At 61.3% G+C, this 25,632-nt stretch carries 19 protein-coding genes and 1 pseudogene; 8 read left to right on the top strand and 12 right to left on the bottom strand.

Annotation, left to right across the window (positions count from 1 at the left end; genetic code table 11):
- Window positions 1-68 precede the first annotated feature (68 nt).
- The 3 genes from ACOYW1_RS03045 to ACOYW1_RS03035 form a co-directional block, all read right to left on the bottom strand.
- Window positions 69-1,655 carry a sigma 54-interacting transcriptional regulator gene (locus ACOYW1_RS03045; RefSeq protein WP_482421607.1) on the bottom strand — a complete coding sequence of 529 codons (1,587 nt, stop codon included), beginning with the start codon at window positions 1,653-1,655 and terminating at the stop codon, window positions 69-71.
- Window positions 1,656-1,868: 213 nt separating this feature from the next.
- Window positions 1,869-2,609 carry a DUF3656 domain-containing protein gene (locus tag ACOYW1_RS03040; RefSeq protein WP_482421606.1) on the bottom strand — a complete coding sequence of 247 codons (741 nt, stop codon included), beginning with the start codon at window positions 2,607-2,609 and terminating at the stop codon, window positions 1,869-1,871.
- Complete coding sequence (locus ACOYW1_RS03035) at window positions 2,527-3,699, bottom strand: peptidase U32 family protein (RefSeq protein WP_482421605.1); 1,173 nt, start codon at window positions 3,697-3,699, stop codon at window positions 2,527-2,529. The genes ACOYW1_RS03040 and ACOYW1_RS03035 overlap by 83 nt, the downstream gene beginning before the upstream one ends.
- Window positions 3,700-4,136: 437 nt before the next feature.
- Here ACOYW1_RS03035 and ACOYW1_RS03030 point away from each other — a divergent pair, with 437 nt between their 5' ends.
- Window positions 4,137-6,200 (top strand): methyl-accepting chemotaxis protein, encoded by a 2,064-nt coding sequence (locus ACOYW1_RS03030; RefSeq protein WP_482421604.1) that lies wholly within the window; start codon window positions 4,137-4,139, stop codon window positions 6,198-6,200.
- A gap of 84 nt (window positions 6,201-6,284) precedes the next feature.
- Here ACOYW1_RS03030 and ACOYW1_RS03025 read toward each other — a convergent pair whose 3' ends face one another.
- From ACOYW1_RS03025 to ACOYW1_RS02990, 8 genes and pseudogenes are all read right to left on the bottom strand, one after another.
- Window positions 6,285-7,409, bottom strand: a complete 1,125-nt coding sequence (locus tag ACOYW1_RS03025) for an NADH:flavin oxidoreductase (protein ID WP_482421603.1) — start codon at window positions 7,407-7,409, stop codon at window positions 6,285-6,287.
- 393 nt (window positions 7,410-7,802) lie between these two features.
- Entirely contained in the window at window positions 7,803-8,033 is a 231-nt protein-coding gene (locus ACOYW1_RS03020; protein WP_482421602.1) for a TetR family transcriptional regulator C-terminal domain-containing protein, read from the bottom strand.
- Entirely contained in the window at window positions 7,988-8,404 is a 417-nt protein-coding gene (locus ACOYW1_RS03015) for a TetR/AcrR family transcriptional regulator (RefSeq protein WP_482421601.1), read from the bottom strand. Before ACOYW1_RS03015 ends, ACOYW1_RS03020 begins: the two co-directional genes overlap by 46 nt.
- Window positions 8,405-8,708: 304 nt before the next feature.
- Entirely contained in the window at window positions 8,709-8,972 is a 264-nt protein-coding gene (locus ACOYW1_RS03010; RefSeq protein WP_482421600.1) for a hypothetical protein, read from the bottom strand.
- 312 nt (window positions 8,973-9,284) lie between these two features.
- Window positions 9,285-12,260 carry an efflux RND transporter permease subunit gene (locus tag ACOYW1_RS03005; RefSeq protein ID WP_482423645.1) on the bottom strand — a complete coding sequence of 992 codons (2,976 nt, stop codon included), beginning with the start codon at window positions 12,258-12,260 and terminating at the stop codon, window positions 9,285-9,287.
- A 230-nt stretch (window positions 12,261-12,490) separates the two neighbouring features.
- A pseudogene (locus tag ACOYW1_RS03000) lies at window positions 12,491-13,183 on the bottom strand (efflux RND transporter periplasmic adaptor subunit); the annotation flags it as partial.
- A 367-nt stretch (window positions 13,184-13,550) separates the two neighbouring features.
- The gene (locus ACOYW1_RS02995; protein ID WP_482421599.1) at window positions 13,551-14,729 is read right to left on the bottom strand and encodes a TolC family protein; all 1,179 of its coding nucleotides are present in this window, start codon (window positions 14,727-14,729) and stop codon (window positions 13,551-13,553) included.
- Window positions 14,730-14,733: 4 nt separating this feature from the next.
- Entirely contained in the window at window positions 14,734-15,840 is a 1,107-nt protein-coding gene (locus ACOYW1_RS02990; RefSeq protein ID WP_482421598.1) for a hypothetical protein, read from the bottom strand.
- 313 nt (window positions 15,841-16,153) lie between these two features.
- On the opposite strand from ACOYW1_RS02990, the gene ACOYW1_RS02985 reads away from it, so the two are divergent.
- On the top strand, window positions 16,154-17,158 hold the full coding sequence (locus ACOYW1_RS02985; RefSeq protein WP_482415112.1) for a methyltransferase: 1,005 nt from the start codon (window positions 16,154-16,156) through the stop codon (window positions 17,156-17,158).
- A 21-nt stretch (window positions 17,159-17,179) separates the two neighbouring features.
- On the opposite strand, the gene ACOYW1_RS02980 is transcribed toward ACOYW1_RS02985, so the two are convergent.
- Window positions 17,180-17,791 (bottom strand): DUF3786 domain-containing protein, encoded by a 612-nt coding sequence (locus tag ACOYW1_RS02980; RefSeq protein ID WP_482421597.1) that lies wholly within the window; start codon window positions 17,789-17,791, stop codon window positions 17,180-17,182.
- 307 nt (window positions 17,792-18,098) lie between these two features.
- On the opposite strand from ACOYW1_RS02980, the gene ACOYW1_RS02975 reads away from it, so the two are divergent.
- The 6 genes from ACOYW1_RS02975 (at window position 18,099) to ACOYW1_RS02950 (ending at window position 25,613) form a co-directional block, all read left to right on the top strand.
- Complete coding sequence (locus ACOYW1_RS02975; RefSeq protein ID WP_482421596.1) at window positions 18,099-18,533, top strand: anti-sigma factor family protein; 435 nt, start codon at window positions 18,099-18,101, stop codon at window positions 18,531-18,533.
- A complete protein-coding gene (locus ACOYW1_RS02970) occupies window positions 18,530-19,021 on the top strand; it encodes a hypothetical protein (protein WP_482421595.1) in 492 nt (163 codons plus the stop codon). Before ACOYW1_RS02975 ends, ACOYW1_RS02970 begins: the two co-directional genes overlap by 4 nt.
- Before the next feature lie 21 nt (window positions 19,022-19,042).
- A complete protein-coding gene (locus ACOYW1_RS02965) occupies window positions 19,043-19,597 on the top strand; it encodes an RNA polymerase sigma factor (protein WP_180136770.1) in 555 nt (184 codons plus the stop codon).
- 25 nt (window positions 19,598-19,622) lie between these two features.
- Complete coding sequence (locus ACOYW1_RS02960) at window positions 19,623-21,095, top strand: efflux transporter outer membrane subunit (RefSeq protein ID WP_482421594.1); 1,473 nt, start codon at window positions 19,623-19,625, stop codon at window positions 21,093-21,095.
- Window positions 21,092-22,336, top strand: coding sequence for an efflux RND transporter periplasmic adaptor subunit (locus ACOYW1_RS02955; RefSeq protein WP_482421593.1), 1,245 nt, complete (start codon window positions 21,092-21,094; stop codon window positions 22,334-22,336). Before ACOYW1_RS02960 ends, ACOYW1_RS02955 begins: the two co-directional genes overlap by 4 nt.
- Window positions 22,337-22,475: 139 nt before the next feature.
- Entirely contained in the window at window positions 22,476-25,613 is a 3,138-nt protein-coding gene (locus ACOYW1_RS02950) for an efflux RND transporter permease subunit (protein WP_482421592.1), read from the top strand.
- Window positions 25,614-25,632 lie beyond the last annotated feature (19 nt).

The following is a 25,632-nucleotide window of genomic DNA, read 5'->3' as shown; positions in this document are numbered from 1 at the left end:
CAGGCCCTGCCAAATATGGCAACCCTTTCATCCCAAATATGGTGGATATCCAACATGATGGGGCTTGTTCAGGGCACTGTCGCATCCGGAGTGAAGGTTCCCTTCGTCTCTTCACGCCAGCGAATCCCGAAATCCACGCCGAGCTTTTTCATGCGGGCCCTCAGGGTATTGGGCTTGACCTGGAGGAGCTCGGCGGCGCCACCCCGTCCCTGGACCCTTCCGCCCGCTGCTTTCAGGGCCCTTTCCATGGCACGCCTTGTCACCACATCCAGGGGCTCCACGCGGAGCTTTTCCGCGGCCACAACCTCACCGGTATCGGCCACAGGAACCAGCCCGTCAAACAGAAGGCGCCCCCCGGGGCGAAGGATCATCTCCCGCTCCACCACATTTTGAAGCTCCCGCACATTGCCGGGCCAGTCATAGGCCACAAGCCGCCCCAAGGCGATATCGTCCACGGCGGCGGCCGCCGAGAGCTTCAGCTCCTGCTGCTTGACGCCCACAAAGTGGCGGACCAGGGCCGGGATGTCCCCTTTTCGCTGCCGCAGAGGGGGGACCGTAACCGGAAAGACATTAAGGCGAAACCAGAGATCCTTTCGAAACGATCCCTGTGCCACCATGGCCTCCAGATTCCGGTGGGTGGCCGAGATCACGCGCACATCGACCTTTACCGGACGCACCCCTCCCACCCGTTCGATCTCCTGGTTCTGGAGCACCCGGAGAAGACGAACCTGGGCCGCATGGGGAAGCTCGCCCACCTCATCAAGGAAAATCGTGCCCCCGCTGGCCCTCTCAAAGCGCCCCTTGTGGTCCTTGGTGGCCCCGGTAAAGGCGCCTTTCTCGTGTCCGAACAGCTCCGAGTCCAAGAGGCTGTCATGGATGGCCCCGCAGTTTACCTTGATAAAAGGGCCGTCGCGTCGATCCGACGCGTTGTGGATGGCGTTTGCCACGACCTCCTTGCCGACCCCGGTATCCCCGAGGATCAGTACGGGGCTGTCGGTCCGGGCCACGCGGGCCGCCATACCCATGGCCTGCTTCAGCCCACCTGTGGCACCGACCACCTTGCCGTCTGCATCGTCCCGGAGCTCGCATTGGAAAAACCGGCAGTCATCCCGCAAGGTCTCCTGATGCTCTAAAAGCACGAGGTGCTTTCGCCAATTGGCCATGGAAACGGAAAAGGGGGGCTGGAGAAGCGTGAGGAGTTCAATCTCCCGGTCGGAGAAGGTGACCGGCGCCGTGGAGGTCAGGATCAGGAGCCCCAGCAGCTCATCCCCCACGGTAAGGGTCATCAAAAGGCAGGACAAGTCGGGAATAAACCCGAAATGGCGACGGCAAAGGGTCTGGACAATGGGCTCTGCCGCGGAGAGGTCTTCGATGACCAGGACCGGCGGGCCGGTTTCCATGATCTCAAAGAGGCCGTCCCGCTCGGTTTTGGAGTAAGCGGCCTCGTTCAAAAAGGGGATAAAGGGCTCGCCCTCCCGGTGGGAGGATGCCACCACCACGCCCCGCCCTTCGTCCTCCTTAAAATAGGAGACCGAAACGTGGTCAAAACGGATATGAGCCCTTGCGTACTCAAGGAAGGCGTCCAGGGCTTCCTGAATATCCAGGCTGCCGCAGATGCGCAGTGTCGCCTCGCGAAAAAACTGATTCTCGTCCACCGTTAAAACACACCTCCTCACACGAATTGTTCCACCCACACCCGTGGGACCCACGGATCATCGGTCTTTACCGTACAAAACCCGTGCCAGTTCCCGCCCGCGCGCCTGCACCGCCACGACTCCCGGTTTTAAGACCACTCCCATATATCTCAGTTTCACATGACAAATATGGGAGAACCACCATATATGGGAGCGCGTTTCAGGTGCGGGGTTTCAACGCCTTTCGATCCGCATCCCGCAGGTGCCGCAGAGAAAATGGACGGTAAAGCGCCCCTTTTCGTTTTCAAGGACCAGGGGCTCTGCCTGGTTCCCCCTGCCATTGCAGAGGCCCAGGGTTTCACGGATGCAGTGGCGGGTCTCCATGACGGTGACCGCACCGTCCGGCTCCACGGCTTCAAAGGCGGGCTCCACGGAGGTTACCCCCCGTCGGGTGTAAAAGGTACGGGCCAGGGCATTGGCCACATTGGCCTTGTAGGTGAGACGGGTCTCGGGAAAGGGCACCACGGGCCGCTCCACGGGCTCTGAGTCCCGCACCGGAAGGGTATTGGCCTCGTCCAAGAGAAGGGCCACCACCTCGCGGCGCAGGCGGTTGATCTCGGAGACCGGGATGAACAACGGGGGAAGGTTGAGGGTGAGCCCACGAAGGTAAAAGGGGGTTCCCCCCAGCTTGGCAAGCTGGGTCTCCAGGGTCTTGCGGGCCTTCTCTTTGTCCCGGGCCGGGACCTGCTCCACACCGAACCAGTGGGTAACGCTGCGACCGGTTTCATCGCCTGCGGCAATCCAGAGGCCGTCTTTGACCTCCTTGATGGACAGGTCCAGGGCAAGGCGCCGTTCGGCGCTCTCTTTTTCCAGGAGTTTCAAAAACGCATGGTCATAGTTGCGGTAGAGCACCGCCCCCTTGAAGAGGCCGGTCTTGACCACGGGCTGGCTGGGCCGGATAAGCCCTCCGTCCACACGGTTGGCCTTGATGCCCTTGAGGTTTCCCGATTGATCCAGAAAGCAGAGGCCGTCGCCGTTCACCACGGGAGTCAGCCCTTTGTCCGTTTTCAGGGTCACATGATCCTTTGCCACGTGCACCACGGTCCCCATGCGTTCCCCCATGGCCTTGGGTGTATCCGGGGAGGCCACCTTTCCCCGTTTCCCGGAGAGAGAGCAAAATCGACCCTCCGCGGAAAAAGCTCTTCTCCGGGTTGGGGGTAAAATGATGGGTCACCTTGCCGAAGGAGGCCCGGGTTGCCCCGGCACGACGCTCAAGCTCCCGGTCCAGGGCCTGTCGGTAATAGGCGGTGACGTTTTTCACGTAGTCCGCGGACTTGAGCCGCCCTTCGATTTTAAAGGAGGAGATGCCCGCATCCAGCATGGGCCCGATGTGGGCGGAACGGTCCATATCCTTTAAGGAGAGAAGATGACGGCCTGTGCTGAGCACCTTGCCGGACGCCTCTTTCAGGTCCCAGGCAAGGCGGCAGGGCTGGCCGCAGGTTCCGCGGTTGGCGCTTCGCCCGCCCAGGGCGGCGCTCATCCAGCACTGACCGCTATAACTTACGCAGAGGGCCCCGTGCACAAAGGCTTCCAGGGCAACCGTGGTGGTATCGGCGATGGCCCAAATCTCGTCCAGGGAGAGCTCCCGGGCGAGGATCACCCGATCGAACCCGGACTCTTCCAGGAATCTTGCCCGCTCCGGGGTCCGGTTGTCGGTCTGGGTGGAGGCGTGCAGGGCAATGGGTGGCAGGTCCATCTCCAGAAAGGCCATGTCCTGGATGATGAGGGCATCCACCCCGGCGTTCCAGAGAGCGATGGCCTGCTCCCGGGCCGCCTCCAGCTCCCCGTCAAAAAGCAGGGTGTTCATGGTGGCATGCACGGAAACCCCGTAGAGGCGGGCGTGGGCGCACAGCGCCTCAATGTCGGCCAGGGTGTTTCCGGCGGCGGCCCGGGCACCGAATTTCGGGGCCCCGATATAGACCGCATCCGCGCCGTGGTTGATGGCTTCTTTGCCGCAGGCCAGATCACGGGCCGGGCTCAATAGTTCGATTCGTGTTTTATCCATGATACATCCTGAAAGGGTCAGACCATAAAAGGCCGAAGCCCAGAGCTTCGACCTTAATCTTATCTGTATACCAGATGCCGCGGGGTGGATTGCTGCACTTTTATGGGCACTGCCCGCCGACCCGTTCCCTGATATCTTCGCATCTGTGTTCGCCGCCCATAACCCCCATATTTCTTACCAAATAACTACACATTAAAAAAAGTCGACATGACAAACACAGCCACACCCTCATCTTAGCGCCCCCTAACATTCCCCTAAGGACGAGGCTTAGCGCCGAATACAGCCCCAAAAAAAATCACCATCCCTAACACGCCGTTATTTCATAACTCCATAACGACACCTCAAAACAAGTCAATATTTTCTCTCAAAACACGCGAAATCAGGTCGATATAAATAGTATCTTTTTTGACCTTGAACATTCCGGAGAAACGCCATCGATGTTGAAACGAATGAAGTTAAGAGGAAAAATTGTCTTTCTTATCTCTCTCACAGCCTTTATCACCTTCAGTGTGTCCATTGCCGTCATGACGACAAAAACACACCGCATGGCAAAGGAGGACGCCCAAGCCAAGGGCACCGAGATGGCCTACCGCTACGCCAATGAGGTAAAAGTCATCCTGGAAGAGCCCATGGAAGGGTCCAAGGCCCTGGCCTACGCCTTCATGGGTATGAAAAAAGCGGGAAACATCCCGGACAGGGAGGTTCTGACCAACCTGCTCAAGGGGCTGGTGGAAAACGACGCCAACCTGGAAAGCCTCTGGGCCTGCTTTGAACCCGATGCCCTGGACGGTCGGGATGCCGAGTATGCGGGCTCCGCCCACCATGACGACACCGGCCGGTACATCCCCTACATCTTCCGCACCGGCGGAGCCCTCACCGTGGATCAACTCCGGGACTACATGATCCCGGAGACCAACAACTACTACGTCATTCCCCAGCGCACCGGCAAACCATACGTCACCCCGCCCACGGTCTACCACATCGGAGAGACGGGCATGGACGTGGTACTCACCAGCATGGTGACCCCCATCAGGCACGGCGGACAAACCATCGGGGTCGTGGGCCTGGACATCGAGCTCAAGGCTCTCTCGGACCTGGTCTCCGCCATCACGCCCTACGGCACGGGAAGCGCCGCCATCGTGGCCAACAACGGCACCTTTGCCGCCCACCCGGACAAAGAGCGCATCGGCAAGGCCATGGGGGAAGGGGGCCAGTGGCGCAGCGCCATGGAAGCAGTGAAGGCCGGCAGGCCCTACACCTTCACCGACCACTCCGAGGCCCTGGACACGGACACCCGGCAGATCCTCGTCCCCATTGAGGTCGGGACCACGGGCACCCCCTGGTCGTTCCTCGTCACCCTGCCCATGGACAAGGTGATGGCAAACGCCCAAAGCATCCTTTTGACCAACATCACCATCGGGCTCGTCTCCTTTCTCATTTTCGCCGCCGTGGCCTGGGCCATCGCCAACTCCATTGTGGCACGCATCAAGGAAAACGCCCTGATGATGAACGACATCGCCGAAGGCGAAGGGGACCTGACCAAACTCCTCCAGGTGCGATCCACAGACGAAATCGGGGAACTCTCCTCAGGCTTCAACCGTTTCATGGAAAAACTCCAGGTCCTCATCCGGGATGTGGCCGCAGGGGTCGCCTCGGTGAGCGATGCCTCCACAGGCCTTTTGTCCATGTCCGAAGAGCTGGCCCAGAGCGCTGGAAACACCTCTTCCCGGACCACCCAGGTGGACCGAGCCACCCAGGACATGACCGACCGGATGGCGGGTGTGGCTGCCGCCATCGAACAGGCCTCCGCCAACATCGCCATGGTGGCCACGGCCACGGAGGAGATGTCCGCCACCATCGGCGAGATCGCCAAAAACACGGAAACAGCCCGGGGCATCTCCGCCACGGCCCTTGAACGCACCCACGGCACCTCTCAGGAGATGGAAGCCCTCCAAAGCGCCGCCGAAGAGATCGGCAAGGTGACAGAGACCATCACCGATATCTCCGAGCAGACCAACCTGCTGGCCTTAAACGCCACCATTGAGGCGGCACGAGCCGGGGAAGCTGGCAAAGGGTTTGCCGTGGTGGCCCATGAGATCAAAGAGCTGGCGTCCCAGACCGCCGAGGCCACCCTGGGGATAAAAGCCATTGTGGAAAGCGTCCAGTCCACGGCCACAACCTCCACCACCGGTATGCAGGAGATCACCACGGTCATCGGCGAAGTCAACGACATCGTCTCAACCATCGCAGGTGCCGTGGAAGAGCAATCCGCCGCCACCAGCGAAATTGCGGAGAACGTCAGCCAGGCCTCACAGGGTATTGCCGAGGTCAATGAAAACGCCGCCGGAATCAGCGCCATGGCCGGCGACATCGGCACAGCCGTTGTGGATGTCAACAAGGGGGCCGAAGGGGTGACCCTCATTGGGGAATCCCTGCAGGCCAGCGCCGGGGACATGCGGGCCATGGCCGATCAGCTCGGCAGCCTGGTGGGGGTGTCTTAGGTGTCCTAAAAAAGCCGATGTCCACGGTGGCACCCAAGCATGACGGGGAGGCTGCGGTTTACGCCGCCTCCCCGCCCTTTGGAATCACGCCTTGCCCTTCATGGCCGCCATCACCTGTTTCTGAGCTCCCCTCTCCTCCCCTTTCAGGTCAAAAAAACAACGCACACCCTTGGGATTGAAGCAACCGTTGCAGGCCACGCAGGCGGCCTTGGACCGGTCCCCCAGCCGCCAGCGCTTCACAAGGCCAGGCTCCCGAATCAGGGGCCGACACAGGGAAACGGCCTCAACGCCCTCCCCTGCCAAGGCAGCCTCAATGGCCTCAATGCGACGAAAGCCCCCCACACTGATCACCGGCGCCGACACTTCGGCCGCCAGCGCCTTCCCCGCTTCCAGGTGATAGGATTCATGCTTCATGGGCCTGCAGGGCGTCCAGGCCCCTGCAAAGGTTCCCCCGCTCAGTTCAATGGCATCGATGCCCCCGGCGTCCAGTTCCCTTGCCGCCACGAGCATTCCCCCAAAGGTCAACCCTTCCCCCTTTGTCTCGAAATCATCGCAGTTGAGCTTGGCCCAGACCGGGTAGGTTGAGCCACAGACCCGCTTGATCTCTCGCAGGATATCCGAAAGGATGCGGGCGTTTTTCTCGGGGCTTCCTCCGTAGGCGTCTGTCCGCCGGTTGTACACAGGGCTCAAAAAGCGGCTCAACAGGTACCCGTGGGCAGCGTGGAGCTGGACCCCGTCAAACCCTGCGCTCTTTGCCCTCAAAGCGGCCTCTCCGAACTCCGCCACCAGGGTCTCGATCTGCCCTGCGGAAAAAGGTGTGGGCAGAATCCCGCTGACAGGGTCTACAACGGCCGACGGGGCAAACACCTCTCCGGAAGGGGCGTGATGCAGCTGTGATCCCACATGGGCCAGTTGCGCCACTACGCGACCGCCGTGCCCATGCACGGCATCGGTCAGGGCCTTTAGCGCAGAAAGATCCGCGTCCGGGCCCATGGACACCGTCCGGGCAGAGGGGTTGTCCGTAGAGGCAAAACAGACATAGCCCGTGATGATCAGCCCCACCTCCCCTTTGGCCAGGCCGGTGTACATCTCGGTCATGGCCGGGCTGACCCTGCCCCCGTCATCGGCCATGGATTCATAGGTGGCCGACCTGAACACCCTGTTTTTCACCTCGATACCGCCTATCGTTCCTTGTTGAAATACCTTCATGCTTATCGTCTCCTTTGTGTTTTCGGCCTTAACATTAGACCGGTCGTCTATTAATTAAATATAAAAAGCCTACGCCTGCCTTCTATGCGGGCTGGCTCACACGCTTCGACGCAACAGGATACCTTGCCGCTAGGTGTCCATTATGGATTTAACCGCTCTGCCACAGGCAGTCCTGTAAATTTACAAGACACAGATTTGACAAACAGCTCATACGATAACGTGTGAATGAATGTCGTTTTAAAGGCGGATGTGATTTGACCCGAGAAGCGAGGGGCAAAACGCATCCGCAACCAGCTTGCAAGGTGGCACACCTTGCCGCCGGAGGCAGGCTTATCCTGCCCACTTTAACCATAAAAGGCATCGCTTTTATGCGCTTCACTCCTGTGACATGCCTTATGCCTTGGCGGGCCGAAACAGACGGTCCAACAGGGCATCCATGACCCGGGAGAGATGCTCTGGGTCTCCGCCAATCTTCATCCCGAGAAGAGCCCCCTGCCAGGTGCTCCAGAAAATATCCGCAAGGGCCCGGGCGCTCAGTGTCTCCTCCCGGAACAGGTGCCGTTGCTGGGCCTCCTCGATCAAGGCCACCACCTGCTCCCGGAACATCTCGGTTCCGCGCTGCATGGCATCCCGGCAGGGGCCGTCCGCATCGCCAATCTCGGCGGCGAGGTGCTGGACAACATCCCCAAGCCATGGGTTTCCGAGGCCCTCAAAGAGAGCCCATACACACGGCGGAGCCCTTCCACGGGGTCGTCACCGGCAGCCTCCAGGCAGGCGTCCACCGACGCCTTCATCCCCAGGCAGTATCGGACGACGACCTCCGCCACGAACTCTTCTTTGCTTTTGAAATAATTATAAAAAGACCCTTTGGGTACACAGGCGGTATCCAGGATTCCCTTGAGGCCTGTCCCATGGTACCCGTGCTCCGCTATCATTGCCATGCCAAGCTCCAGCAGGGCCTCTCTGGTATGTTCGCTTTTTCGTGGTCGTGCCATATCTCCTTATTATGACCGATCGTCTACGAATGCAAGTTTTTTCCTGACCCCGCCTATCAGCCTTCATTCGCTTTAGGCCTACCTAACTTTTTTCATGCCAACCACACCTTTTCCCTTGACCGCACAACCCCATCTCTATATGATATATCTCAAAAGATGAGCCACTCCCCCGGTTTCATCTTCAGGCCTCCCCGGCTTTTTCGTATCATCAAAAACAAACGGGGATGCCGTCCACATGGTAATCTCGAAGGCTCCCTATCCTTCGATTGATTATAGCCATTGCTTGGCAAAAGCTTCCTTTCTCTCACCCAAATAAAAAAGGCCCGCCACCCCGGCGGGCCTTTTTTATTCCAGCCGGCTTCCCTTGAGTCTTCATCTTCACGCCGTATAACCGAACCTGCATCACCGCACAAAAATCAAAATACGCACCGTAAAAAAGCAGGCCCGGAAAGGCGGTGGCCGTGGCAGGAAGGATGGGCAGGAAGCCCGAAACGGCAGCAGCCACAATGCCTTGGTGTGGCCGCTCCGCTGCGCCGGATACATCACGGGTCGAGTGCCCCGGAACCATGGTGGCAGCTTCTTCTTTTTAGGCTTACCGAACTTTTTTCATGTATATGATATTTTCTTCTTGACCCCAGACACATCCACCTATAAGGTTGAGCACATCAGATGGGGCCATTCCCCCGGTCCTGACTGAAGGTTCCCCCAAACTGTCCAAAGAATCGGGGATGCCGATACTCCACATGATAATCCGTCGGAGGATTTCTATCCTCCGACAGATTATAGCCATAACTTGGCAAACGCTTCCTTTCTCTCACCCAAATAAAAAAGGCCCGCCATCCCGGCGGGCCTTTTTTATTGCAGCCTGTCTCCCTTGCGTTTACATCTTCACGCCGTAAAACCGGGAATACATCACCGGTACGAAAATCAGGGTGAGCACCGTGGAGAAAAGCAGGCCAAAGAGGATAGAGATGGCCATGGGCTCCCACATGATGCCGCCCCCCAGCCACAGGGGCAGCAGGCCCAGGGAGGTGGTGGCCGTGGTAAGCAGGATAGGCCGGAAGCGCTGGCAGGCGGCATCCACGATGGCCTGGGCCGGTTCCTTCTTCAGCTCCTCTTCTTCAATACGGATCCGGTCCAAAAGCACAATGGCATTATTGATGACGATCCCCGCAAGGGAGATCACCCCCAGAAACGCCATGAACCCGAAATAGGAGCCGGTAATGAGCATGCCGATGATGACCCCGATGAGCCCCAAGGGGATGGTCAGCAGAATGATCAGGGGCTTTTTAAGGGAATTGAACTGCCAGATCAGCAGCAACACGATGATCACCCCGGACCAGGGAAGCTTTTCCACCACAGCGCCCATGGCATCGGAGCTGCCTTCGGCGTCGCCGCCCAGCTCGTAGTGGGTGCCTGCGGGCCACCCGGCGGAGGCCTCATCCAGCCAGGGGGTAATGGCTTTGAACACGGAGCTTGCCGTGGTGTCTCCCCTGACGTCGCAGGTGATGGTCTGGGTGACGTTCAGATCCCTTCTCAGGATCTTGCCGGACTGCCATTCGGTGGTGATCTCCGCCACCTGGGTGAGGGGGATGCTCTTGCCCGTGCTACGGGAGGTGATGGAGAGGCCCTCGATCTCCTCCACGGAGAGGGTCCCCGAACGGTTCTCCCGCATGATGATGGGAATGGCGTCCTCCCCTTCCCGGTAGGATCCGGTGCTGGAGCCCGAGAGCTCCGTTTCCAGGGCCACGGCAATGTCCTGGTTGGTCAGGCCCGCCATCTGGGACTTGATGGGGTCCACCTTCACCACCAGTTTTTTGGAGAGGAGGCCCCAGTCGTCGGAGATGTTGGTCGCCCCGGGGATCCTGGCCAACTCCGCCTTCACGGTTTCGGCGATGCGGTAGAGGGTTTCGGCCTCCCTTCCGATGATACGGACTTCCACGGGGTCTGCCGAGCCGCCGCCGCTCACCAGCCGCGAGACCTTGTATTTGGCATCCGGCCAGGTGGCGAGGAAATAGGCCTCCAGGGCTTCGATCACCGGGGTGCTGGCCTCATCCGAGGTGGTGTTGATGAGGATATGGGCGTTGTTGGGGCTGGCCTCCGGGGCCACGTATCCCAGGTCGTATTTCGGGGCGCCCTCCCCGGTGTAGGTGGACCAGCTCACCACCCCCTCCCCCTCGTTGCCGTCCGGTGCCATCTTCTCCTGAATGAAGTCGTTGACGCCCTGCACGACCTGCTGGGTCCTCTCGATGTCCGTGCCCATGGGAAGTTCCACGTTCACCGTCACCAGAGGCCGATCGCTGGGGGGCATGAAGACAAAGGGGATGAATCGAAACAACCACATGCAGACCACGAAAATACCCACGATGCCCCCGATGGTCACCCAGGGGCGCCTGAGGGAGAGCTCTAAGGCTGTTCGGTAGCGCCCGGCAAACCGGGTGAAGAGGCTCTCCTTCTCCCCTTCGGTTGAGACCCGGATGGCCTTGATGCACAGCAAGGCCACCATGGAGAGGGTGAGCAGCCAGGAGCAGATCAGGGCGATGGTGAGCACCACAAAAATCTGCCCCATGATCTCACCCATCACCGACTCGGCCAGCCAGAAGGCCATGAAGGCCGCAGACGTTGTCAGCGAGGAGGTCAACAGGGGCACGGTAAGTTCCTTGGCCGAATCCACGGCCGCGTCCACCGGGGAGTCCCCCCCTTCCATCTTCACCATGATGGATTCGCTCATGACAATGGCGTTGTCCACCAGCATGCCCAGGGCAATAATAAGGGAGGCCAGGGAGACCTTGTTGAGCCCCACCCCTGCAAAACTCATGAGAAGAAGGGTCGTCACCATGGTGGCCGGAATAAGGGATGCCACCACCAGACCGGTTCGCAGGCCCAGGAAGGCCAGCATGGTCAGCAGGACGATGACCACGGCCTGCACCAGGTTGCTGGTGAAATCGTTCACGGACTTTGCCACCACCGTGTCCTGGGAGGCCACCCGGAAAATCTCCACCCCGTAAGGGAGCTCCGCAAGCAGCTCGGACACCTTGGCGTCCACCTGGCTGCCCAAAGAGAGGATATTGCCCCCTTTCATGAGGTTCACGCCGATGGCCAGCCCTTCCCGGCCGTTGATCTTGACGATGCTCTCCCTGGGGTCGGTGTACCCCCGGGTGATATCCGCGATATCCCCAAGCTTCAGGACACGCCCGCCGCTTGACGCCACCACGATTTCGGAGAGGTCCTCCAGGGACTGAAAGTTGCCGGTGGGCTCTAAGATGATGCGCCGCCCGTCGGCCAGGATGTCCCCTCCGGGAACCACGATGTTGGTGGCCGAGATGATCTCCTGGAGCGTGTTCTTGGAGAGCCCCACCGCGGCGAGCCGTTCATTGGAAAAGGAGACGTAGATCCGCTCCTCCTGGGCCCCCTGGATCTCCACCTTGGCCGAGGCCGGGAGCTTGATCAGCTCATCGCGCACGTCGTCTGCCAGGTCGCTGAGTTCCGCCGGGGTGTAGCCGTCGGCGATGATCCCCAGGATGATCCCGAACACGTCCCCCAGCTCGTCGTCCACCCGCACGTGGGACCCGTCGGGAAGCTCCGGCTCCACGGCTTCCACCTTGCGCCGGATGCGGTCAAAAATCGGCTGCAGGTCCGTGGTGGACTCCAGGAGGTTGATGTTGATGATGGAGATGCCGGTGCGGGACTCGCTGGTGATGTAATCCACCTCGGGGACTTCCTGCACGGCCTTTTCGATGCGGTCGCTGATAAGGTTCACCACCCGCTCGGGGGAGGCCCCGGGGTAGGTGGTGACCACGTTGATTGTCCGGATGAGGAACGGAGGCATATCATCCCGGGGAAGGCTCTTAAAAATCGTAACCCCGGAAGAGCGACCAGAACGGTATACACCAGCACGCTGTTTTTAATGGCAAATCTTGTAATCATGGTCCATATCCTGCTGCCCGCGCCCAGTAGGGGGAGGGGCGGGCCAAGGGGTTAGTCGGAAAGCAGCTTCACTTTTTTGCCGTCGGTGGACCAGGATAGCCCGTTGCACCACCTCTCGCCGCCCCTCAAGGCCGCTAAAAATCTCGAACCCGTGGGACATCATCCGGCCGCGACTACCTGTTGCTTGGTCACCGTGCCCTCCCCTTCCCCGGTCTTTTCAACGGTGTAGACGTAGTGGCCCGCGTAGTCCTTGGCCACGGCGTGGACCGGCACCATCAGGGCAGAGACCGCCCCTTCCCGCCCGAACCGGAAGACCACGGAAGCCGGCATGCCGGGCCGGATGTCCGCCCGGGGCCCTTCCATGACCAGGGTCACGGGGTAGGTGTGGGTCTCGGGGTCCGACTCAAAGGCCACCTCCGTGACCCGGCCGCCGAACCTTTTGTCCGGCATGGCGGGGTAGACGATGTCCGCGGTCTGACCCTGGCTGATCTGGGCAATCCAGAGCTCGGGGATCCCCGCCTCGACCTCGATGGAGTCACCGGCCTGCACCACGGCCACCACCTGGCCGGAGGAGACGTTCTCATTGGCTTCCACCTCCCGGGCGGTGATGATGCCGTCCATGGGGGAGGCCAGGGTGTAGTAGGTCAGCTCCCGTTTCTGGAGCCGGACCGCACGCACGTCCACATCGTAGGCTGCCGACGCGTTGGCGTAGGTGTCCCGGGCCTTTTCGTACTCACTGACCGGGACGTTGTTGTTCTCGTACAGGGCCTTTGTCCGCTGAAGGTTGGATTTGGCGTTGTCGCTCTGGATGCGGGATTTTTCCAGGTCCACCAGGGCCTTTTCCAAGTTGAGCCTGGCATCCCTGTTTCTGCAAGAATGGCGCGGACTCCGTTGACCCGGTCCCCCACCCCGGCCTGAAGGGTCTCTATCTTGCCCCCGGTACGAAAGCTCATACGCACCACGTCCCCGGCCTTGGTGATGCCGGAAAACCGCCGCTCCAGGTGGGTGGGAATCGGCGCCACCTCACGGTACTTCACCGCCCGGATCACTTCGGGTTCCTGCTGCTTATCGCCGCCGCAGCCGGTCATCGCGACCAAAAGCCCCGCAGCCACACCACATACGGCCTTCTTTTTCCATCCCATAAGGTCATCTCCCATGCTCACAGCCTCTCTGACTGCAGGTCCTGATGATATATTCTGTGTTGATACGCAATACCTGATCACTGATCGAACAAGGCCCGAATTCGCCCGGCAAAGGCTTCCGTCTCCGCAGGATCGGAGACCAGGGTCATTTTGCCCACGGTGCGCTCAAGCTTCAAAAGCGCCCTCACCTGCTCGTAAATGGCGTTGGTGGCCTCAAGATCCGCCGTCAACGACGAGTTCTGGGCCTCCACCAGGTCGGTGAGGGAGGCCTTCCCCTTGGCGTAGGAGTCGGCGATGAGGTCCAGGCTTTTTTTGGCGTACTCAGCCGACCTCACGGCCTGTTCCCGGTTCACATAACGTGTGATGGTGTCCAGAAGGGCCACCCGCACGGCAAGTTCGATCTCTTTTTCGGCCTTTCGCCTCTTCTCTTCCAGCTGGGCCAGTGTCAGGCGCTCCCTGGCAAGCTCCACACGATTCTCCCCCCCGGAAAACAGGGTCCAGGTGAGCTGGACCGAGGCGTCCCATCGTTCTTCATGGTAAAAGAGGGTGTCATCGGACCCGGCGCCCCCGCGATCCATATCCCGGACCCAGGTGCCTGCCGCGCTCACCGTGGGGACCCAGTTCTTTCTGGACAGCACCCCCGCACGGGTCTGCACCGCAGAAATATTGCTGGAAAGGGCCGCCAGCTCCGGGGCATTCTCGATGGCCTCCGCCACCAGAAACTCCAGGTACATTTCAAACCCCTCGGTGTTGTTCAGCCGCCCTTCGACACTTCTCACCAGATAGCTTCCGGCCATAAAATTATCCAGGCCGGCATCCAGGGCCCGGGTCTTCTGGTCGATGGGAACCCCCATGATAAGGTTCAGGTTCCGTGACGCCACATTGACATTGGACCGCGCCGTGAACAGCGAGGCCCTGGCCGTTGCCAGGCGGCTCTCCCAGCTGAACACGTCCCCGGAGCCTGCGTACCCGGCCTCTTCGCGCTGCTTGGCGATGACAAGGTTTTTCCGGATAAGGGCCAGGTTGTCCATCTGGACCTTCTCTTCGGTGCGCGCCTTGAGAAGATCGGTGAAGGCCACGGTGGTGTCGAACACCGTATCCAGGACCAGGGCATGCCTGCTGTCCTGTTCGGCGGCCAGCAGGTCCTTCTGGCTGGAGATGTTGCCGATGGCCTCGTCGGAATAGATCAGCTGCTCCACCACGGCGCTGCCCGAGGTGGTGCGCTCGGCCTGGGTGTTGTTGGAGGTTGCGGCCACATCCTCATCGATGTAGTAGAATTCTCACCAGCTTCACGTCGGGAAGAAACGAGGTGCCGGCAAGGCGAACAGCCTCTTTGGCCTGCCGGACATCAAAGGTGTTGATGCGCAGGTCCGGGTTGGCGATAAGGGCACTGTTCACCGCTTCCGGCAAGGTGTAAAAGGCACCGCCTTCCTGAAGGTCTCCCATGAGCTCGGCCCCGGAGAGCATCTCAAAGGAGGGAGAAAAGCCAATGGCCCGCGCCGTCTCCATGTTGATGGTCAGGGCCACCTCAAAGTCCATGTTCACGGGAAGATTGGCCAGCCTGTCGCCCCCGACCCACCCGTCGATGTTCAGGGCTACCCGCCTGGCCACCCGGTTATAGGTCCCCTCCGGAGAGGCAGAGGCCAGGACCCCCTGGCGCACATCCCGGAGGGTGGCACCGAAGGTGGGGATCTTCATCTCTTTCAAGGCCTGGACCAGGGCGGGGCGCCCCACCTCTTCCTGGGCCCCCATGTACCCCACGTACACGGCATCCACCCCGCTGAGTTCGGCCAGCACCTCGTTGACCCCCTTGTTGGACGCCACAATGCGGTACCCGGACTCGGGCTTCAGGGCCTTGTCCAGCTCCGCCTCTTTTTTTTGGATCACATCGACCACCGACGGATCAAAGACGATGCCCACTTCCTCAAAGGAGGTCAGACGGCGAAACAGGAGCAGGTCCTCGGTGATGGAGTGGTTGAAATGGACATAGGTAAGGTTTGCGATGCCGGATCGGTCTTCGTCCCCGTCCCGGACCCCCTGGAGCACCGAATCCATGATGCCCACGGCAATCACGGGCTTGGTGTAGGGACCGGAGTCGGCAACCACCGAGGAACTCACCACCCCGATGGAGACAATGAGGTCCACCTCGGGGTCGGCCACCAGCTCCCGATAAAGCGCGCGCGCCTTATCGGCACTCCAGTCGATGGTCCCGCCCTTGCCCTCCCCAAGGGTGTAGGTGTACCGGGCACCGGCCAGCAGGTCCATTTCCTGGTGAACGAGCTCCAGAAACCGGGCCATGTCGCCGCTCGTATCGTCGGCGATGAGCCCCAGGGTGAGGTGGCGGGGCGCCAAGTAGCCAAACCGCATACCAGAAGCAGCACCACGATGAAAAATCTCTGTTTCACGTTATGGACTCCTTAACTTATCAAAAGACATTCCGATCAGTTATCAACCGCGTCGCAGGATAACCATTGTCCCCGGCCAATTCGCAAGGGTTCTCACTATTGTTATGCATGATCAGGTTACTTAAACGATGGTCATCCTATCTCAACTCACCTCTTGAGGCAACGTCCCCTGACCCGTAAGGCGCAGGCGAACCTCGACAATCCGGCGCATTAAAGATAAAATGACACCGTCATATGCCCGTTTCACACCGCAATGTCAACCGGGAGGAGACATCATGTCCGAAGAACAATGGAATCCGGCCTCACTCATGGAAGCCTCAGGCGCGTACTGGCAGAGCTGCACCATCCACACCGGGGTCAAACTCGGTATCTTCACCCTCATCGGAGGGGAGACCCTTTCGGCCCGGCAAATCGCGGATCGGATCCACGGCGACCCCCGGGGGCTTGGGATCCTTCTCAACGCCCTGTCCGCCATGGGGCTCCTTGCCAAGGCCGGGGAGACCTTCACCAACCCACCCTTTGCCCTGAAATACCTTACCCGGGAATCCCCGGACTACATGGGCCACATCCTCATGCACCACCACCACCTGGTGGCCTCCTGGGAACGGCTGGACGAGGCGGCCCTCACCGGTGGCCCGGTCCGTCACGAGGAGACAAACCGCAGCGATGAAGAGCAGGAGAGTTTTCTGCTGGGGATGTACAACAACGCCTCCCTTTCGGCTCCGGCTGTTGCCGACGCCGTGGACCTCTCCGACTGCGCCACCCTTCTTGATCTGGGGGGAGGCCCCGGCACCTACGCCATCCAGTTCTGCAAAAAGAACCCCCAGCTCAGGGCCTGGGTGTACGATCTGGAAGGCACCGAACCCTTTGCCGTGAGCATCATCGACAAGCACCTCATGGGAGACCGCGTGGGGTTTGTCCCCTTTGATTTCATCCGTCACACCTTTGGCGACGCCGACCGCTTCGACGCGGCCTGGCTCTCCCATATCCTTCACGGTGAAAGCGAAGGCCAGGCCCTCTCCGTCATTGCCAAGGCCTCATCCGCCCTCCACCCCGGCGGCAAGCTCCTCATCCATGAATTCATTCTGGAAGACACCAAGGACAGCCCGCTCTTCCCGGCTCTGTTCAGCCTCAACATGCTGGCCGTCACCGACCACGGAAGGGCCTACAGCTATTCGGAGCTGGGATCGATGATGGAACAAAGCGGGCTCACCGCCATCCGCCGCATCGACTACGGAAGCCCCAAGGGCACCGCCGTCATCGAAGGCATCAAGGCCTGACCGCCCGCAAATCGCCGGACATCAGTCCCCGGTCACAAGTTTCTGGGCAAAAAGCACCGCCAGAATGGCCAGGGACTCGGCATCGAGCCAGGCCGACACATCCGAGGCAAACAAGAGGGTGCATGAGGCTGGGAACTCTTCGTCGGCATCATTGAAACGCAGGCCCAGGGGGATGCGGGGAAGAAGGGAAAAGGTGGCGGCCAGGTCGTAACTTTCTGCCCCGGCGTCCTCCCTGCCGCCGAGCAGGGCGCACGCCTCCCTCAACCCGGGCAGGTGCCCGGCGAATCGGTGTTGAATGGGTTTTAAGGCATTGTCGGAAAAATAGACAGCCAGGGGGCCGGAGCCCTCGACCTCCCGGTAGGTGATCCAGTCACCGCGGACGGGAAGCGCCTCCGGACAGCGGAGGATGTAGTTCATCAGGACGATGCTTTCGGAAAACCCCGGGGCCTTGCCCCCGGGCCCGACGACCCCGATGCGCGAGACCGACATGGAATCGTTGAGGAAAGAAAACACCAGGGAGTCGTCGTGCACCGAGGCACCCAGGCGCTCTGCCCGGCTCAGGTAATCACACGTCGCAAGCTGCTTCAGGTACCAGCCGTAGGTCTTCTCAAACACCGTCAAGGAATCGCTCATTTCGCCTCCTCTCATCGCTGTGGGTGCCCACGGACGTTTTCCTCCGCGAAGAAAATCACCTCCACCATACAGGCCCCTCCCTGGCGCGCACAAGTCACTTTTTTTCCTGGTTCAAAAAGAGGGCACATGAAAAAGCGCAGGATTTTGGAGGGGCGTTCGTTGTATGTATAACCATGGTAGCTTGAAAAACGACCAAGAACCGCATGCCGCCGGCCACTGTTCAGGGCCACGCCCCCTTGCGACGCCAGCAGCCTGCAATACATTGACCTCAATCCGCTGAACCAGGCCAAAGCCCGAGGTGACCGCTATGGAACACCCTTTAGACGAAACCCTCCACGCCTATGTGGACAACGCCCTTGACAGGCAGGGTGAAAAAGCTGTCGAAGCCCATCTCTCCCAGTGCCTGCGCTGCCGCCGGGAAGTTGATGAGCTGGCCCTTCTTTTTGACGACCTCAAGGGCCTGCCCTCCCTCCCGCCGGACAGGAAGATGGTAACCCGGATCCTTCTTGCCCGACGCCGTGAGGAGGCAAGCCGCCCCGTCACCTTCAACCTCATCGGTGCTCTTTTCGGCCGCGTCGGCTGGGCGGCCGTGGCCGTGGGGCTCATGGCCGGAGGGCTCCTTGGGTATGCGTCCCTTACCACCCGGGGCCTTGACCGCCCCGCGTATGAGGCGGCCCAACCCCTGGCCCAGGAGGACCCCTTCCTCGGCTACCTGATCAGCGACAACGGGGATGTCCTATGAACCGACGAATTATTCTCCTTCTCCTGGCCTTCTCCCTCTGCCTCAACGCCGGATTTCTCGTTGCGGCCTTTGTGTGGAGCCCCCCTTCGGAGCACGGGGAGGCAAAGCACCCGTTCCGGGCGTACTCGCGTCACCTGGAGCTGCTGAAAGGCCTCGACCTTCCCGAAGCGACCCTTCGACAAGCCACGGACCTGCTCGAGACCTTCATGGAAAAGCGCACCAGGCTCATCGTGAAAAAACTCGACCACAAACTCGAGACCCTGGCCCGGCTTGAAAAAAACCCCGCCCTTTCCCGGGCGGATTTAAAGACGTTCCACGCGGAAGAAGAGCGCATCGAAGCCGACATCTCCGCCCCAACTATGAATTATTCTTTAAGCATGCGCCGCCTGTTGCCGCCGGACAAAATGGCCATGATGTACGCCAACGCTGCTGAACTGATTCGCCCGCACCGGGAGAGAATGGCCGCCTGGAAAAAGACGGCTCACTAAAGTCTTTGGACACCCCGTACCATGAACCTTGGAACACCGTGGAAAGCACTGGACGATGCCGACCTGATGAGGGCCCTTGCCCTTGAAAAGGAGCGGGCCTTTCGCGAGCTGGTGGAGCGCCATCAGCCCGGTCTCTACAGCTTTGCCCTGCGGTTCTGCAAGGTACGGGAGGAGGCCGAAGATGCCGTCCAGGAGACCTTTTTGCGCCTGTTCAGAAACCGGCACCGCTTCGACACCTCGGGCAGCGTGAAAGCCTATCTGTATAAGGTCTGCCGCAACCTGCTCATCGACGCGGCCCGAAAAAAGCGCCCCGAGCCCCTCAACGGCACCGTGGACATGGACCCCGGCCCTTCGGCCTTCGACACCCTGAGCCGCAAAGAGGGGCAGCACTCCCTCTCCCGTGCCCTGGACAACCTCCCGGAAAACCAGCGCACGGCCATGGTGCTGCGCCACACCCAGGAGCTCAGCTACGCGGAGATCTCAGAGGTCATGGGCCTCTCCCTCTCCGCCGTGGAATCCCTCCTCGTGAGGGCCCGGCGCAGCCTTCGCAAACGACTGCAGGCCTCGGCCGCTTAATTTTTTTCTTTTTTTAAGGATCCGCATGCCCCTTTTGTTTCGACATCTGCATTTCAAGGCCTGGCTGGCCGTCCTTCTCTTGACCGTTGCAGCCTGCACCCCCTTTGCGCCCCAGCAAACGGGCCCGGCTCCCCTTCCCCTTCCGGAGCGCTATACCCTCTACCCCCAGGACTCCCCTGCGGAAGGGAGCCGCTGGTGGCTCTCCTTTGACAATGAGGAGCTCAACGGGCTCATGGACGACGCCCTTTCAGACAGCCTCACCCTCCAGGAGGCCTGGGCCCGCCTGAAGCAGAGTGCGGCCCAGCACAAGGCCAAAGGGGCGGCCCTTTACCCGACCCTTTCCGGAGAAGCCGGGGCCGAAACAACATGGCGGGGAGGAGACGACACCACCGAGGAGAGCACAGATACCGTCTCCCTGGGCCTTGCAGCCTCCTACGAGGTGGACCTCTGGGGCCGCCTGAAGTCCCTGGAAGAGTCCGAACGCCAGCGCCTCCTGGCCAGCCGTGCCGACGTGGAGACCGCGGCGGTCACCCTCACCGGAGAGGTGGCGGAAACCTGGCTGGCGCTGGTGGCCATCCGAAACGAAATCGCCCTGGTGGAAGAACAGATGGATCTCAACAAGACCCTGCTCACCGCCCTGACGTGGCGGTTTGAAAATTCCCTGGTCTCTGCCGTGGATGTGTTGAGGCAAAAAAAGGTGATTGAGCGCCAGCTCTCGGAGCTGCCTTCCCTCAGGCTCCAGGAGAGCCGCCTTGAAAACAGCCTGGCCCTGCTCCTGGGCAAACCACCCGGGGCGGCACCCGCTGTCCGTACCACCTCCCTGCCCGACCTGGGCCCCCTTCCGCCCACGGGGATCCCGGCGGACCTTCTGGCCATGCGGCCCGATGTCCGGGCCGCGGGCCTCAGGCTCAAGGCCGAGGAGTGGGAGATCTCAGCGGCCAGGGCAGACCGCCTCCCCGCCCTCTCCATCACGGGCAGGGCCCGATACACCTCGGACGGGGTGGACACCCTCTTTGACAACTGGCTGGCCAACCTCGCCGCCAACCTCACCGGCCCCATCTTCGATGCGGGCAAACGCAAAGCCGAGGTAGAAAGGGCCCAGGCCCAGGCAGAAGAGCGCCTGGCCACCTACCGCCGCACCGTGCTGACGGCCCTGTCCGAGGTGGAAAACAGCCTCGTGGGCGAGGTGCGACAAAAAGAGACCGTGGCAGCCCTCACCCGGGAGGTGGAAACCGCCCGGATCACCCTGCTTGAAGCAGAGACCCAGTACACCCAGGGGGTCTCCGACTACGTCAACCTCCTCGACGAGCTTAAGGACCTCCAGGAGCTTCAGAGAAAACTGGTCCAGGAAAAAGCCCGCCTTGTCAAAGAACGCGTCGCCTTGCACCGGGCCCTGGGCGGCAGCTGGCCCCAAGTCCTTGCCCCCGAACCGGCCCGTGACACCGCCACCGCCGAAGGTACCAACGAACAGACCAAGGGAGTTCCCACCGAATCATGATCCGCACCCCTCAACCGAACCCAAAGGCCCCGTTGTCCCCTCTCCTTGTGCGTGTGGGCCTGCCCCTTTTCATCCTGGCAGCAGCCTTTCTCTTTGCAAGCCATCTCATGGAGACCAGGCCCAAGGCCGAAAAACGCCCCCGCACCTCCCTGCCTCCCCTGGTGCGCTGGGAAGAGACCCGGCTCAGCGACCACCCGGTGACCGTCACGGCCATGGGAACGGTGCGCGCCTCCTCCCAGATAGACCTCAAGGCCCGTGTCGGCGGCCAGGTGGAGTGGCTCGCCCCCGCCCTCGTGCCCGGGGGACGATTCAAAAAAGGGGACACCCTGGTCAAACTCGACAAGGCCGACCTGGACATCTCCCTGGCCCTGGCCGGGGCAAAGCTCCAGCAGGCCCGAGCAGACCTCTCCCTGGAGCAGGGAAGCCAGGAAGTGGCCCGAAAAGAGCTGGCCCTCATGGAGACCACCATGGGGCACCGGGTAAAAGACCAATCCCTGGCCCTGCGGCTTCCCCAGCTTAAGATTGCCGAAGCAAACCTGGCCCTGGCCGAGGCTGACCTGGACAAGGCCCTCCTGGACCTGGCCCGAAGCGAGATCAAGGCGCCCTTTGATGGCATCGTGCTCTCCCGCAGCGCCTCCATGGGCACCCTGGTCACGGAGGGGCAGACCGTTGCCACCCTGGCCTCGGATGCGGTCTGGTGGGTGGAGGCGACCCTGCCCGTCTCAAACCTGGCCTGGCTGCGCATCCAAAAGGACAACGGCGACCAGGCAAGCCGGGCACGCATCCTGCCCCGCAGCGGCGGGACATTTCAGGGACAGCTGCTGCAGGTCCTGGGCGATTTGAACGACACGAGCCGCATGGCCCGCGTACTCATTGAGGTGGCCGATCCCATGGAACAGGCCGCTGCCACGGGTGCCCCGCCACTGCTGCTCAACAGCTACGTCACCGCGGAGCTGGAGGGCACGCCCCTGCGCGGTATCATCGCCCTGCCCGACCGGGCCCTCCGGGACGGAAACGAGGTGTGGGTGGCCGAAGGGGACACCCTGCGCATCCGCACGGTCCGCATCGCCTGGCGGGAAGGCTCCACGGTCTTCACGGACCGGGGCCTGGCCCCGGGGGAACGCGTCATCCTCTCGGACCTCTCGTCCCCTGCCGACGGCATGAAGATCCGCACCGGAGAAAAAAAGACGCCGGCGGCCCAGCCGGGGGCCAAGCAACTGAAAAGTCCGGCAAACAGCTAAAATAGAAACGTTTCAATGCATGCACTGGGCCATAGCAGGAACCAGCGTTCAAGGTGCCCACCTTGCCGCCGGAGAGACGTGATGGCTTTTCGTCTGTTTTCATTGTCCAACCACCCCCAACGATACGCAGGTTTTTTTCATGACACACGATCCAAACAGAGACCCGGGCCGCGGCCCCATCGCCTGGATGGCGGGCAACGCCGTTGCCTCGAACCTTCTTATGGTGGTCCTGCTTGTGGGCGGCCTCATTGTGGGGGCATCCATCAAGCAGGAGGTCTTCCCCGAGTTTGACCTGGACTTTGTCAACATCAGCGTCCCCTATCCCGGCGCCAGCCCCGAGGAGGTGGAACGCGGGGTCTCCCTGGCCGTGGAAGAGGCGGTCCAGGGTATCGACGGAGCGGCCGAGGTTACCGCCGTCTCATCCGAAGGGGGTGCCACCATCTCTGTGGAGGCCCTGGAAGGGGCCGACATCCAGCAGCTTTACCGGGACATCGAACGGGAGGTGGATGCCATCACCTCCCTTCCCGTGGACGCGGAGAATCCCAAAATCGCCATTGCGGCCCGCCACCGGGAGGTCATTTCCTTTGCCGTCTACGGGGACCAGAAGGACTCGGTGCTCAAAGAACGGGCCGAAGAGTTCCGCGCCCGGCTCTTGGAGTCCCCGGCCATCACCCAGGTGAGCCTTGAAGACATCCGCGACCGGGAGATCCAGGTGGAGGTTTCCGAAGCCGACCTGCGTCGCTACGGCCTCACCCTGGCTGAAGTGGCCCGTCGCATCCGCGACGCCTCCGTGGACCTGCCGGGCGGCAGCCTGAAAACCGACGGGGGCGAGCTCCTGGTCCGCATGAAGGAGAAACGCTACACCAACGAGGCCTATGCCTCCCTGCCCCTCATCACCCTTGCCGACGGTTCCCGCATCACCATAGGGGATGTGGCCACCGTGCGGGACGGGTTCGCCGAGACCACCCGATACGCCACCTTCAACGGCTCTCCGGCCGTCATGGTGGAGGTCTACCGGGTGGGGGAACAGACACCCATCGATGTGGCCGAAGCAGCCAAAGCAACCCTGGAGCAGTTCAGGCAGACCCTGCCCGAGGGGATCTCCGCGGCCATGGTGCGGGACCTCTCCGAGATCTTCAAGCAGCGCGGGGAGCTGCTCATCAAAAATGCCTTCATCGGCCTGGCCCTGGTCTTCATCATCCTGGCCGTCTTCCTTGAGATCCGACTCGCTTTCTGGGTCTCCCTGGGCATCCCCATCTCGTTTCTGGGGGCCTTTCTCGTGCTGCCCTTTTCGGATTTTACCATCAACATCGTCACCATGTTCGCCTTCATCGTCACCCTGGGCATTGTGGTGGACGACGCCATCGTGGTGGGGGAGAACATCTACCACAAACGGCAGCAGGGCATGGGCCTGCTCCCGGCGGCCGTGGAAGGGGCCCGGGAGATTGCCAAACCCGTGGTCTTCAGCGTGCTCACCAACATGGTAGCCTTCATGCCCATCTACTTTGTGCCGGGGTTCCTGGGCAAGATCTTCAAGAGCATCCCCATCGTGGTGATGATCGTTTTTGCCATCTCCCTGGTGGAGAGCCTCTTTATCCTGCCGGCCCACCTGGGCCACAGCCGCAGGGAAGGCTTCGGAGGTTTCCTCAAGCCCCTGTCCGATGCCCAGAGCCGTTTCAGCAGCGCCTTCACCCGCTTTGTGGACCGTCGTTACGGGCCCCTGCTCTCCCTGTGCCTCCGGCATCGCTACGTCACCCTGGCCACGGGGGTTTTCATCCTGGCCGTCACCGGCTCCTGGGCCCTGTCCGGCCGCATGGGCATGGAGCTCTTTCCCCGCATCGAGTCCGACTACGCCTACGCCAACCTCTCCCTGCCCTACGGCACCCCGGCCGCCGAGGTGGACCGCATCGCAAGTCTTGCCGTTTCCGCGGCCAAGGAGGTGGTGGCGGACAACGGCGGGGAAGCTCTCTCCCGGGGGATCCTCACCCGCATCGACGAAGAGGAGATCCGCATCCGGATCCTCCTGACCCCACCGGAAGTCCGCCCCATGAGTACCACCGAGGTAACCCGTGCCTGGCGCGAGCGCGTGGGGACCCTTCCCGGTGTGGAGTCGGGCCTCTTCGAGGCAAACCGGGGAGGACCGGGCTCCGGCAAGGGGCTGACCATCGAGCTGCGGCACCGGGACACCGACACCCTGGAACGGGCCAGCCGTGAGCTGGCCGAGGAGCTGGCCCTGTTCTCCAACGCCCGGGACATCGACGACGGCTCCTCCACCGGCAAGATGCAGTTCGACCTGATCATGCGCCCGGAAGGCGAGCGCATGGGGTTCTCCGCCGAAGAGATCTCGCGGCAGGTGCGAAACGCCTATTACGGTGTTGAAGCCCTGAGGCTCCAGCGAGGCCGGGACGAGGTCAAGGTGATGGTGCGCCTCAAAGGGGAGGAGCGCAAAACCGAAGGGGACCTCTTCAGCCTGACCCTGCGTTCCCCCGAAGGCATGGAAGTGCCCTTGAACGAAGCCGTGGACATGAGCAGGGGGCGGGCCTACACCACCATTTACAGACGGAACCAGAAACGCATCACCGATGTCACCGCCAACATCATCCCCGAGGCCGAGGCCGGACAGGTGGCCAGTGCCCTGGAAGACGGCGGCCTGGCCGACCTTGTGGCCGCCACCCCCGGCCTCACCTACGTCTTCCAGGGCAAACAGGCCGACCTTAAAGAGAGCGTCGAGAGCCTGATCCAGGGCCTGCTCATGTCGCTGATTCTCATCTACGCCCTTCTGGCCGTGCCCTTCAGGAGCTACGCCCAGCCCCTGATCATCATGATCTGCATTCCCTTCGGCATCATCGGAGCGGTAATGGGGCACCTGCTCATGGGCTACTCCCTTTCGGTCATGAGCCTCTTCGGCATCGTGGCCCTGGCAGGGGTGGTGGTCAACGATTCCCTGGTCTTCATTGACTTTTCCAACCGAAAACGCCAAGAAGGGATGGCTGTGGTCGATGCAGTGAAGGCGGCGGGCATCCAGAGGTTCCGGCCCATCCTCCTCACCACCGTCACCACCTTCGGCGGCCTGGCACCCATGATCTTCGAAACGTCCAGACAGGCACGGTTCCTCATCCCCATGGCCATATCCCTGGGGTTCGGAATCGTCTTTGCCACCCTCATCACCCTGCTTCTCGTCCCCAGCCTCTACATGATCCTGGAGGACATCAAAGCACTTGTGGGCCGTGGCAAAGCATCAACAGACACCACCGGCGAAGAAATGCCGAGGTTATAAGAGACCGGCACAGGCCCGT

The organism is Desulfoluna sp. CYM3A, from assembly GCF_056829965.1.
The sequence above is the reverse complement of the archived record's forward strand: the minus strand, read 5'-3'. Positions and strand labels throughout refer to the sequence as shown.